The organism is Mesorhizobium sp. AR07, assembly GCF_024746815.1.
Lineage (GTDB): Bacteria > Pseudomonadota > Alphaproteobacteria > Rhizobiales > Rhizobiaceae > Mesorhizobium.
Genome location: NZ_CP080528.1, coordinates 374,290 through 386,043, shown reverse-complemented (window position 1 = coordinate 386,043; position 11,754 = coordinate 374,290). Strand labels below are relative to the sequence as shown.

8 protein-coding genes and 3 pseudogenes are annotated in these 11,754 nt (G+C 60.5%); 6 read left to right on the top strand and 5 right to left on the bottom strand.

What is annotated here, in order from left to right:
* Window positions 1-283: 283 nt before the first annotated feature.
* The 5 genes and pseudogenes from BPNPMPFG_RS43435 to BPNPMPFG_RS37945 form a co-directional block, all read right to left on the bottom strand.
* Window positions 284-1,428 (bottom strand): annotated as a pseudogene (locus tag BPNPMPFG_RS43435) (IS630 family transposase).
* A gap of 404 nt (window positions 1,429-1,832) precedes the next feature.
* The gene (locus BPNPMPFG_RS37960) at window positions 1,833-3,341 is read right to left on the bottom strand and encodes an ISL3 family transposase (RefSeq protein WP_413776963.1); all 1,509 of its coding nucleotides are present in this window, start codon (window positions 3,339-3,341) and stop codon (window positions 1,833-1,835) included.
* A 159-nt stretch (window positions 3,342-3,500) separates the two neighbouring features.
* Window positions 3,501-3,935, bottom strand: a pseudogene (locus tag BPNPMPFG_RS37955) (transposase domain-containing protein); the annotation flags it as partial.
* A gap of 76 nt (window positions 3,936-4,011) precedes the next feature.
* Window positions 4,012-4,404, bottom strand: a complete 393-nt coding sequence (gene tnpB, locus BPNPMPFG_RS43430; protein ID WP_413776951.1) for an IS66 family insertion sequence element accessory protein TnpB — start codon at window positions 4,402-4,404, stop codon at window positions 4,012-4,014.
* Window positions 4,352-4,597, bottom strand: coding sequence for a transposase (locus BPNPMPFG_RS37945; RefSeq protein WP_258598922.1), 246 nt, complete (start codon window positions 4,595-4,597; stop codon window positions 4,352-4,354). Before BPNPMPFG_RS37945 ends, tnpB begins: the two co-directional genes overlap by 53 nt.
* 668 nt (window positions 4,598-5,265) lie before the next feature.
* Here BPNPMPFG_RS37945 and BPNPMPFG_RS37940 point away from each other — a divergent pair.
* The 6 genes and pseudogenes from BPNPMPFG_RS37940 (at window position 5,266) to BPNPMPFG_RS37915 (ending at window position 11,094) form a co-directional block, all read left to right on the top strand.
* Window positions 5,266-6,585, top strand: a complete 1,320-nt coding sequence (locus BPNPMPFG_RS37940; protein ID WP_413776962.1) for a M16 family metallopeptidase — start codon at window positions 5,266-5,268, stop codon at window positions 6,583-6,585.
* Window positions 6,586-6,592: 7 nt separating this feature from the next.
* On the top strand, window positions 6,593-7,987 hold the full coding sequence (locus tag BPNPMPFG_RS37935) for a M16 family metallopeptidase (protein WP_258599097.1): 1,395 nt from the start codon (window positions 6,593-6,595) through the stop codon (window positions 7,985-7,987).
* Window positions 7,988-8,047: 60 nt separating this feature from the next.
* Window positions 8,048-8,839: pseudogene (locus BPNPMPFG_RS37930) on the top strand (cytochrome P450); the annotation flags it as partial.
* Window positions 8,840-8,881: 42 nt separating this feature from the next.
* Complete coding sequence (locus tag BPNPMPFG_RS43425) at window positions 8,882-9,052, top strand: helix-turn-helix domain-containing protein (protein WP_413776961.1); 171 nt, start codon at window positions 8,882-8,884, stop codon at window positions 9,050-9,052.
* Between the two features lie 276 nt (window positions 9,053-9,328).
* Window positions 9,329-10,165 carry a serine protease gene (locus tag BPNPMPFG_RS37920; protein WP_258598919.1) on the top strand — a complete coding sequence of 279 codons (837 nt, stop codon included), beginning with the start codon at window positions 9,329-9,331 and terminating at the stop codon, window positions 10,163-10,165.
* A gap of 476 nt (window positions 10,166-10,641) precedes the next feature.
* A complete protein-coding gene (locus tag BPNPMPFG_RS37915) occupies window positions 10,642-11,094 on the top strand; it encodes a hypothetical protein (protein WP_258598918.1) in 453 nt (150 codons plus the stop codon).
* Window positions 11,095-11,754: the final 660 nt, after the last annotated feature.

The following is an 11,754-nucleotide window of genomic DNA, read 5'->3' as shown; positions in this document are numbered from 1 at the left end:
GTATCAACCCGATCGGGGTGATTTAGCTCGAGTGCTTACTTGACTTGGCGCCTGACTCAATCTTCACTGCCGGACGGACATACCTCTCAACAGGCGTTGCGGTCGGATATCAATCTGCTTGTCATCGTCGTCAGTTCGTACCTGAAAGTCTCCGAGCGGCAGTCCCGCGCTCTGCGGCGGCAGGTACCAATTCAGTCAAGGCCGCCGCCATCGGTCCTTGGATATAGGCCGTACAGGCGTCCTTGATAGCATCTAGTCCTGCGTTTCTTTGGTTCGAATCATATCAGGCGGCCTCGGCGAGTTTGTAGGACCATGTGTGGATGACGGGATGGCGATTGACCTCGTCGATACCAGCCATGATGCGCTGTTTGAGCTCATGTTTCGAGGTCACCCGGATATGGCGCAGCACCGAGCGAGCGAACTTGGAGAAGAAGCCCTCAATAAGATTGAGCCACGAGCCGTGCTTAGGAGTGAAGATGAGTTCGAAGCGGCCGGCCGGTCGAGTAGCGAGCCAGGCTCTGGTCTCTCTCGATATGTGCGCGGAATGATCGTCGAGGATCAACTTGATTGCGGTCCCGACCGGGTAGGCAGCATCGAGGAGCTTGAGCAATTCGACGAACTCGCGGCTGCGATGGCGATCTCGCACGAGCGCATGGACCTTGCCGGTAAGCAAATCAATCCCGGCCAACAGGCTGAGCGTGCCATGGCGCTTGTACCATGGTCGCGCGCGAAGGTGGCGTAGGCGCCAGGCACGGGCGGCAAATCCGGCGCCGTCGTTGCGATGGCCTGGATTCCGGGCTTTTCATCGCACGAGATGATCGCCACCAGCTTGCGCCGCCTGTTCGACTTGGCAGAGGCTTTTTTCAGGACCTCGACTTCACGATAGACGCACAGAACCTCGGCCATCTTCTGTTCGAACTCGGCGTCTCGTTGCTCAAGATAATAGCGCACCTTATGCGGCTTGATTTCCTCTTTGCCGAGGATCTTGCACACCGTGCCCTGGACCAGACTGGCCAAACAGGCGTGTCCAACCGTCGGGCCGTGCTCGCGCGCATGGCGGGCCAGCAACCGCGTCGTCCACAACTCGTGCGGATAGCCGTGGTCCTTGGCCTTGTCACAGGCCAACGATACCAGCCAAGCCTTAGCCTCCGGCGTGATCACAGGCTCCTTCCCCGGTCGCGGCCGGTCATCAAGTGCGGCCAGCGGGCCATAGTCCACCGCCCGTTCGACGCAGCGTTGCACTGTCTGATGATGAACCCCCAGCCTTCGCCCCACCGTGAAGAACGACGGCGTTTCACGATAGTTGAGCAGCATTTGCGCGCGCGCCACCCGGCTCGTGCGTTCCGTGCGCGAGCGCGATATCGCGCCCAATTGCACAACCTCTTCCTCGTTCATCGCCAACTCGATCACACGCCGCTGTCCTGCCATGATGCTGCTCCTCGTTTCGCCAATCGCAAACGAGGAATCCACCAAGCAACTGATTGTTCCTTCCAAGCCGGATTCATGGAATCGATCGTCTAGTTTGGCCTCGCGCTTGGTGCGACTGAGGTTCTGAAGTTCGGCGACCGAGGCCCCTTCCCCTAAATCACCGCGGAACACGGTGACGTATAAAAGTAGGCGGCAAGCGCCGTGTCGCCTCTCGGCGACCGGTTTCTCACCGCCTCTTCCCGAACCGGACTTGCGCCTTTCGTTACGCATCCGGCTCTCCAGAAGACATGGCGAACTCAGGCGTCCCCATCCAGGCGAGGCGGTATCGGCAGCTCGGGGTCATTGCGAGCAGAAATTGCTCGGTGAATCCGTCCCGCCAGACCGTGCGCGTGCACCGCAACTGACTACCCGGAGCGCCCATACATCTGGCGCTTGATGGTCTTGAGACGGTTAATCTGTCTCTCGACGGGACTGGTGCTCCAGGGCTGGGTGATTGCGGCCCGAACAGCCGCAATGTCACGGCCGATGCCTGCTGCAAGTGAAGCCAGTTCGCTGTCCGTGGCGTCCTCAATCCATTGCTCGAGGCTGGCATCGTCGTCGCCGCGTATCAGTGCAGCGAAACGTCGGGCCAGGTCACCCGCCTTCAAGAGCTCCGGCGCGCAGTCATAGAGATGGCCCAAGAATTGTTCGGTCTGCTGATCGAGCAAAGTCGGGTCTTCCCTCAGCAGCCATGCACAGTTTCGGCGCGACGGCGGCCGCCATCGCGCATTTGGCGGAGCGGTCGATGAGCACTGCTGGCGGGCGGCGGTCCACCTGTAGACGGTCGCCCTGCTGCCTGCAAAGCCGCGGCGCTTGATTTCGCTCCACAGGTGCAACCCGTTGCGTTGGCCTTCCTGCCAGCGTCCTTCGAGATACTCCTGGAAAGGATCTATGAAAACCGAGCGCGCGGGCGGCCGCCGGTGCTCGGGCTCCCCGCCCGCTGCAAGCCAGCGCTCGACCGTTCTCACGCTCATGCCGGTCCGGGGCGCGATCTGTCGCGGCGACATGCCGGTCGTCCGCAAATCAAGGACTTCAGCATAGAGTTCACTGCGCTGGTTGCGGCACGACCGGCGCAGGCCATCAAGCTTCGGGGAAGTCTCCACTGATGGTTCCGGATTGGCGTCGGCATCGCCACTCATCTCGGCCATCATCGCCTTTCCGGCGGCACTGACCGCTTTGCGATGGCGGCCGAGGGCCAGACGCAACGCTTCGCCCAGGTTCTGGAGAAGATGCCAGCGGTCGGCGACCTGCGTTGCATGGGGAGCACCACGACGGGCGCCGTCAGCATAAATGCCGGCGCGATCGCGAGCGATGACTTCGATGCCCGGATAACGTTTCAGCCATGACGCGACCGTGTTGGCATTTCGGTCGGGCAACAGATCGAGGACGCGGTTGCGCTCCAGATCGCAGATGATCGTTCCGTAGCGCTGTCCTCTGCGCCAGGCCCAGTCGTCGATGCCAACCACCCGCGGCGCTTCCGGCGGCTCGAACCCGGCCGCGCGGATCATCCGCAACAGCGTGTCGCCGCTCACCGGCATGGCGAGTTTGCGCGACAGGCGCGAGCCGGGTTCACCGCCGGCCGCGAAGCCGATTACCAACTGGCTCTCGCCGAGGCGGGCGGTGCGTCTTGCTTTCGGCTGCACCGTTTCCGGCAATCGTTCCGTAAAGATCCGCTGACGGCATCGCGGATCGGCGCAGCGGAACCGCCTGGCGTGAAGCCGGATTTCGACAACCCGTCCCTGCCACGGCAGATCAGCCACCCGGCGCATGTAGTGGCTGTGGACGCGGCCGGTTCGGCAGCCGCAGGAGGGACAGCACGATTCTGTCGCCTTCGGCCGGGCTACAAGCACCACCGTGTCGGCCTGTGGGAGAATTTGGACAATCGAAAGCTCGGGCGAGACCAGCGAGCAGCATGGAGCACGGGCGAATCACCGGCGTCGACTGCGATTCCGACTCTATGGACTCATTCGCACCGCCCGTGAATCCCGGCGTGCACCAAATATGCGGAAGAACCCCAAATTGTCGCGCCACACGGCCGGGATTTCCGGCTCGACGACCTCCTCGATGCGTTCGAGGTGGGCAGCAAAGCCCTTGCGCGGACGCGGGGCGCGCTTCGGCTTGTTCCCGACCGCGCGGTCGAGTTCGCTCCGGATTTCCGAAAGGCCGGTCTCGACCTCTTCGAAGGCAAAGGAGGCCTGCTCGTCGTCGATGGCCAGGCGTAGCCGCTCGGAACGCGTGCCATGTTGCGTGCGCTGCAAAACTTTCAGGATTGACGTGAGATTGGCGATCCGCTCGCTGGCGCTTTTCTCGACAGCTTTCAGCCGGGCGACCTCCGCCTCAGATGCTGCGATCCGAGCGTCGGCGACTGCGATCCGGGCCTCGCTTGCAGCCTGCTCGCGAGCCATGGAAAGGATCATCGCCTTCAGCGCATCAACGTCGTCGGGAAGGGCAAGACCCGGTAGAACCATGGCAAGCAACAGAGCACAAAAACAGCCGCTTTCCCAACCGTTCCAGCCGCATGATTCATCTTGCCGCAGGCCGGTTTCAGCCCGTCGATAACGGCCGCCTGACCCTGGCCGGACGAATCTTTTTCCAGTCCAGTCCGGCCAGAAGCGCCATCAACTGGGCGTGGTCGAGACGCATGCGCGCGGCCGATATCCCCGGCCAGCAGAAGCTGTGATCTTCCAGAGTCTTCGAATAAAGACAAACCCCGCTGCCGTCCCACCACACGATGCGAACCCGGTCCGCACGCTTCGAACGGAATACGTGAAGTGCCCCCGAGAATGGGTCAGGCCGCCATCCCTGACCAGCGCCATCAAAGATGCCGCGCCCTTGCGGAAGTCGACCGGCTGGCACGACACGTAAACCACCACACCGGAAGCGATCATGCCTTACGAACCGCGCGGATGATCCTCGCCAGGCGATCGGGATCGACATCGCCGCCGGCGCGCACCACTGCGTCGCCAATGACGATTTCCACCGTGTCGCTGCCCACCGCTTCAAAGCGCGTGAACTTGCAACCCGACGAAAGCGCCTTGCGGCGCCACGCATAGAGCTGCGAGGGGTCCAGCCCCTCGGAACGCGCAACCGCCGAGACATTGCCCCCCTGGCGAGAACGCTTCGGCGACAAGCCGTGCCTTCTCTTCGTCCGACCGATGGCGCGGCTTGCGTCGGGACGGCACAGGCTCCGCCGTCAAAATCTCGAATGTTCGATGATGGCTCATATTGTCGCTCATAGGATTCTCCGCATGATTCATGCTGAAAATGAGCGATCAACCGCCTGCACGCTACGTGGGGATGCCTACGCGCTTACCCTTGAGGCCACTCAAGATCGCTGTCGCGCAACTCGCTCGTAGCTTTCAGGCTACTGTCAGCTAGCTCTGCAAGAAGGGTTGTTGTGGGGACAACCAGTCAGGAGATCTTATGAACTAGGAGACCTTATCAATACCGTCCGGCGTTGCACGATCGCCAAATGGCAAACGACGCCGGATCATCGGCAAACACGTCACGGACCAAGGAGAAGCCGTCCCATGATCACCCAACAAAAAATGCCACCTCACGTTTCCCAGATGCACTCAAAAACGCTCGAGTCAGACCTGGCAACATGCTGATGGCCCATCTGGCCCGGGGCTGCCCACGAGCCACTTTGTCCCACTAAGGGCGATGAGCATGCAGCACCTTCAAAAATAAGGACAACTCACTTTGACTCAAACCTTGCCTATCGGCCGGTCACGAAAAGAGAAGCCATCAGTAACCCTTCGGTTTGGCTGCCTGCGCGGGACACTTTTTGCGACCGCGCTGGCGTTTGTGACCACCGCTCCGGTTTTAGCGGCCAACGACGACATCAAGGCAACGAATTTCCTGCTCGACAACGGCATGGAAGTGGTCGTCATCCCCGATAACCGCGCGCCGATCGTCACCCATATGGTCTGGTACAAGATCGGCAGCGCCGACGAGCCGCCCGGCAAATCCGGCATCGCGCATTTCGTCGAGCATCTGATGTTCAAGGCGGCGACGATCAACCATGCCGCCGGCGAGTTCGACCGCGCGGTGGCCGAGATCGGCGGCTCGCACAACGCCTTCACCTCTCAGGACTATACCGCCTTCTATGAGACGGTGGCGCCTCCCGCGTTGGAGCAGATGATGAGCTTCGAGGCCGACCGCATGTTCAACCTCAGCATCACCGACGATGATATCAAGACCGAGCGCGACGTGATCATCGAGGAGCGCCGCTCGCGCATCGACAACGATCCCCAGGCGGTGCTGGGCGAGGCGGTCGACGCCACGCTCTGGCAGAACCAGCCCTACCGAATACCTGTCATCGGCTGGATGCAGGAGATGGAGAAGCTGGACTGGACCGACGCCAGGGCCTTCTACGACAAATATTACACGCCCAACAACGCCGTGCTGGTGGTGGCCGGGGACGTCGCGCCGGAGACGGTAAAGGCTCTGGCCGAGAAGACGTATGGAACGGTGCCGGCGGCTCCTGGTCTAACCCGCATCCGTCCGGTCGAGCCGGGGCAGAACACTAAGCGCACGGTGACGCTGACCGACGCGCGCGTGTCGGTGCCGAACTTTTCGACGCATTGGGTGGTGCCGTCCTATCGCACCGCTGAGCGCGGCGAGGCCGAGGCGCTCGACCTGCTGGCCGAAATCCTCGGCGGCGGCACCCGCAGCCGGCTGTACCAGCAGTTGGTAGTGAAACAGGGCATTGCCGCCGAGGCCGGCGCCCATTTCGAGGGCACCATGCTGGATGCTAGCTACTTCAGCATTCACGGCTCGCCGCGGGGCGACGCCAAGCTTGCCGACATCGAGGCCGCGGTCGACGCCGAGATCGCCCGCATCGCCAGGGACGGCGTCACCAGCGACGAGCTGGACAAGGCGAAAGACCGCTATGTCCGCTCAGTAATCTTCGCCCACGACCAGCAGGACTCCATCGCCAGCATGTATGGCTCCACGCTTGCCACCGGCGGCAATCTGAAAGACGTCGAGGAACGGCCGGACCGCATCCGCAAGGTCACCGCCGATCAGGTCAAGGCCGTTGCCGCCCGCTATCTCGTGTCCGACCATTCGACCACCGGCTATCTCTTGCCTCTCTTGCCCAATACGGAGAATTGATGTGACGATGAACCAACACCGTGCCGCCTTTGCACAAGCCCTGCCTTTTCCGCTTTCAGCGGCACAAGGCAGCGTCGCGCGCTTCGCCACCCCGCTGGTCATCGTCATTCTCGCCATCCTCTTCCTCATCCTGCCGGCGCTCAGGGCCCATGCGGCGATGAATATCCAGGAGGTGAAATCTGAAAAGGGGATCACCGCCTGGTTGGTTGAAGACCATACGCTGCCGATCGTCACCATGGATTTGGTCTTCGACGGCGGCACCACCCAGGACCCGGCCGGTAAGGAGGGGCTTGCCAATTTGATGACCGGCTTGCTCGACGAGGGCGCCGGCAGTTACGACAGCGATACCTTTCAGGTGCAGCTCGACGATGCCGGCGCCGAGATGAGCTTCGACGCGCGACGTGACGGCATCCATGGCTCGATGCGCATGCTTTCCGAGCACCAGGACGCCGCTTTCGATCTCATCAGACTCGCGTTGAACAGGCCCCGCTTCGATCAGGAGCCGGTCGAGCGTATTCGCGCCCAGCTTCTCTCCGAAATCATTGCCAACGAGCGCGAACCTCAAGCGATCGCCGAGCTTGCCTGGCTGCGCAGACTCTACGGCACGCATCCGTATTCGAGGCCAGACGAGGGCACCAAGCAAAGCCTCGCCCGCATAACGCCCGCCGATCTAAGCGCCTTCCACAAGACCGCTTTCGGTCGTGACGGGCTGCACGTGGCGGTCGTCGGCGACATTGATGCCAAAGCCCTGAGCGCAAGGCTCGACCAGTTGTTCGGCGATTTGCCTCAGAAGCAGGCGCTCGCCCCCGTATCTGATGTCACCCCGAAGCTCGGCGGGTGGACGTTGGTCAAATCCGCATTGCCCCAGACTTCGCTCCAGCTGGCTTTTCCCGGCATCGGACGCAGCGACCCGGAATTCTATGCCGCGCAGCTGATAAACAATATACTCGGAGGCTCGCCATTTACCTCACGTCTTTTCCAGGAAGTGCGCGAAAAGCGCGGCCTTGCCTACGGTGTCCCCTCTAGCTTGGAAGGCTACCAGCATTCCAACACGCTTGTCGTGACGACATCGACGCGCGCCGACAGGGCGGCCGAGACGCTCGACCTGATAAGACAAGTAATCAAGGAGCTGGTGGACACAGGCCCAACATCGGCCGAGCTCGAAGCGAGCAAGAAGTATCTGATCGGTGCCTATGCCATCAACAATCTGGGTTCCTCCAGCTCGATTTCAGCCACGCTTGTCGGATTGCAGCTAGACAATCTCGGCACCGACTACATCCAGCGGCGCCCGGTCCTCATCGAGCAGGTGACGCTCGACCAGGTCAGGGCGGCGGCGAAGAAGCTGCTTTCGGCCGAGCCCGCCATTATGGTGGTCGGCCCGCCGCTGGGGGGCAAAGGATGAGCCCAGGACCCATTTGCCTTCCTTCTCCCCCTTCCATCGCTTAGAGAGTGAACTGCCACCATGTCCGAACAACCCTTGCCGACGCTGCCGATATGGCGCGTCGATCACATCGAGCCCTCGACCGAGAAGTTGGCGCTACGCGCCAACGGTCCGATCCACCGCGTGCGCTTCCCGTCCGGGCACGAAGGCTGGTGGGTGACAGGCTACGACGAGGCCAAGGCGGTGCTGTCCGACGCGGCGTTCCGGCCCGCGGGAATGCCGCCGGCGGCATTCACCCCGGATTCGGTGATTCTCGGTTCGCCGGGGTGGCTGGTCTCGCACGAGGGGGGCGAGCATGCCCGGTTACGCATGATCGTGGCGCCGGCCTTCAGCAACCGCAGGGTGAAGCTGCTCGCGCAGCAGGTCGAGGCGATCGCCGCGCAGTTGTTCGAGACGCTGGCGGCCCAGCCCCAGCCCGCCGACCTGCGGCGCCACCTCTCCTTTCCGCTTCCGGCCATGGTCATCAGCGCGCTGATGGGCGTACTCTACGAGGATCACGCCTTTTTCGCCGGGCTGTCCGACGAGGTGATGACGCACGAGCATGAAAGCGGCCCGCGCAGCGCGTCGCGCCTGGCCTGGCCTGGCCTGGCCTCGCCTGGCCTGGCCTGGCCTGGCCTGGCCTGGGAAGAACTGCGCGCCTACATTCGCGGCAAGATGCGGGACAAGCGCCAGGATCCGGGCGACAACCTGCTGACGGATCTGCTCGCGGCGGTCGACCAGGGCAAGGCGACCGAGGAAGAGGCGATCGGCCTGGCGGCGGGCATGCTGGTGGCGGGGCACGAGTGCACTGCCGCGCAGATCGAATTCGGCCTCTGTTGCGCGACGCCGGGGAGGCCATCGCCCCGCTGGGGCCGCGTGCGGAACGTGCACTTAAATGGTGCGAGAACGACCGATGCCGAACGTGTCATCGCAGCCATGGAAAGATGTGGCTGGGTCCAAGCGAAGGCGGTACGCCTGCTTGGACTGACGCCGCGCCAGATTGGCTACGTGCTGAGGAAATACGGTATCGAGATCAAGCGTCTTTGAAACAAACGCCCGAAGCGAGTGGCTGGAACAAATCAAGCATGGTGCTTTGGCGCATTGAGACGAGTGGATGCGGGGGCTCCCGCGTCAGTGCCAATTCCGATCCGATCGACACAGCCCGCCTGATCTCAGGCAAGAACATGGGGGCTACACCCGAGATGAGGGGTTGCTACCTAGCAAATGAGATTGGCAGGCAGGAGGGCGTATTTTAGCTATTTCAACCTGGTTGGCCCCCACGACAGGCGGCCGTTATGTCAAGCAAAATAGTACGAGGAACCGATGCTACCAATCTCCCGTCATACCCTCTGCGCGCTCGCTATCCTTTTTGGTGGACAACACGCCCATGCTGTCACGTGCCGGGATCCGGACTTACCGCTGAAGCCCACGATTGCTTTTGGAGAGAAAATCGTGGACGGCAAGCCGACCACGATCGAAGAGCATCCTTGGCAGGTCGCACTCCTTATTAAGGGGAACTTTTGCGGTGGATCGGTGATCGCAGAGCGATGGATCGTCACAGCGGCGCACTGTTTAGCGGATGAAAAAGACGACGTGAAGGTCGAGGTCAAGGTAGGCGCTACAGATTACCATGATGGCGTTTCGTTCTACGCAAAGAGTTTTTTTGTTCACGAAGAATATAACCGGGACACATGTGAACATGACGTGGCGCTGGTGCGAGTGGACAGTACGCAACCCGCAGCAATCATCCCCCTTGCTACCTCCAGTACGCAAATTGCTATTGGCGAGGGACTTACCGTGTCGGGTTGGGGAAATACGTTAGACGTTGGAGAATCGTCAGACGGTGGAGAACCATCAGACCAGCTCCTAAAGGGCACCGTCCCGTACGTAGAGAACGAAACGTGCAATGGTCCGGACTCATATGCTGGGGGGATCTTTCCTGGGATGATGTGCGCCGGAAGCATCAGCGGCGGGACCGATGCTTGCCAAGGGGACAGTGGAGGTCCTCTAACCAAAGGCAATAGCCCAGAGGACGCCATCTTGGTTGGAATTGTATCGACTGGGGACGGTTGCGGAAAGCCGCTGAAGTACGGTGTGTATACGCGCGTGTCGTCTGAGCGCGAGTGGATCTTGGATAAGATGTCACAATTCGGTAACTGAGGCGGCGAGTCAGAATGCGTGCAGGATGGAAAATTCACGTTGCCGCCTCTATCTGAACGCGCAGATTGTGAACTAACCGGAGTTCGGCTTAACAGGTGCCCTCACCGTGTCCCATGAATGCTGTGCAGGCTACCGACAAACCGGCCGGATGCGAGTTGCGTCACGCTAATGCGAACGAGAACTCGTTCCGTTTCCGTTTCCGTTGCCGCGTCGCAGCGCACCATCACATTCCCCGTGCAGTTTGCGGCACGTTGTAATTGAAAGCTTCATTCCTTGGCACGATTACTGCGTCGGATGATACGTAAACGTTGCACGGGACGATAGAATGAGCGGTGAGCGTCATCCAGTTTCTTGCGTTAATGGTCCACTCAGCCTTCACGCAGTGGCAGCCGCGCAGACGCTGACGGCGCGGGCCATCCCGATAGTCATCTATCCGGTCTGCGGAGAACAAGAATCAGAATGGGAGCGAGATCAGCATGTACTCGAATTTGAAACGTTTGGCCCAAGCAACTGCCATCGCCTCGCTCTGGACCATTGGGTCAGTCGCGCTGTCGATTTTGTATGGGTGCCACACGATGGAAAATATGGATGCAGGCCTAACATCGTTACGAGGTCAACCGTATCAAGAGGCGTTTCGCGTTCTCAGCTTTCCAGATGCGGAGAGCATGATAGCCCATAAGCGTGTTTTCACGTGGGTAACCCGGGACGCCGGCTCATACACTGTTCCAACGTTTAATTCGGGCACGGCCTATGTGAACGGGGAGCCGATCTACGTCGAGACCCAAGGCACAGCAACCGAGATCTACGACGATCACTGCAAAATCGACGTGATCGTTGGATCCTCCGACATGATTGAGGACATCAAGTACGATGGAAACATCGGAGGCTGCGAGAGGTATGCACGCCGGTTTCGTCCCAAGGCTCAGTAACTGCAAATTTTTAGCGATCACGTGTAACCTTATACAACTTCGGATTCCGGATTTACCCGATCAGTTAGATCCCACGCGGGAATTTCGCAGTAGAGGCTTATGTACACGTGGTCATACTGGGTGAGACGCAGACACATCCTGCGATGTCAAACATGTATTCTCTAGCGCAGCATAAAGGATTTTACGGACCTTCGTCAACACGGGCCGAATCCCTGCTCTTCATTGTAGCCAACGCAGTATGTCAAACGCAGAGGCTCCAGTAAGGCCAGAACTCCTTATCAGAGCACGCATGTTGTTCGTAGCCATACAGATTGAGGAAGAGGCCAATTTGTCGCCCCGTGACATGTCGCCTGGCATTGTCCGATGTACGACAATGTTGGAGATGCGACATAGCCGCTTCGATCGATTGCCTTATAATTAAGCGAGTTTTTCCTTTGGCACGCATATTGCTTCCGGTCATCAGTAAACGCGTCACGGACCGACGATGTCGAAAATGTTAGCACAATGATTCTGCCGGGGCGACATCCGGCCTTACTACAGCAGGACCATCCAGATGCAGAAAAGGAAGACGTCCTCGCCGAGGAATAGTCGAGTCAGGGCGCCATAGGCGCTTTTTCGTACGCATCCGAGCAAGGCCGCCTTGTAGGCCTCGTGTCCTTG

Coding starts and splice junctions, on each gene's coding strand:
- tnpB (WP_413776951.1), bottom strand. CDS start 4,404: ATGTCGATCCCGATCGCCTGGCGAGGATCATCCGCGCGGTTCGTAAGG.
- BPNPMPFG_RS37935 (WP_258599097.1), top strand. CDS start 6,593: ATGAACCAACACCGTGCCGCCTTTGCACAAGCCCTGCCTTTTCCGCTT.
- BPNPMPFG_RS37920 (WP_258598919.1), top strand. CDS start 9,329: ATGCTACCAATCTCCCGTCATACCCTCTGCGCGCTCGCTATCCTTTTT.
- BPNPMPFG_RS37915 (WP_258598918.1), top strand. CDS start 10,642: ATGTACTCGAATTTGAAACGTTTGGCCCAAGCAACTGCCATCGCCTCG.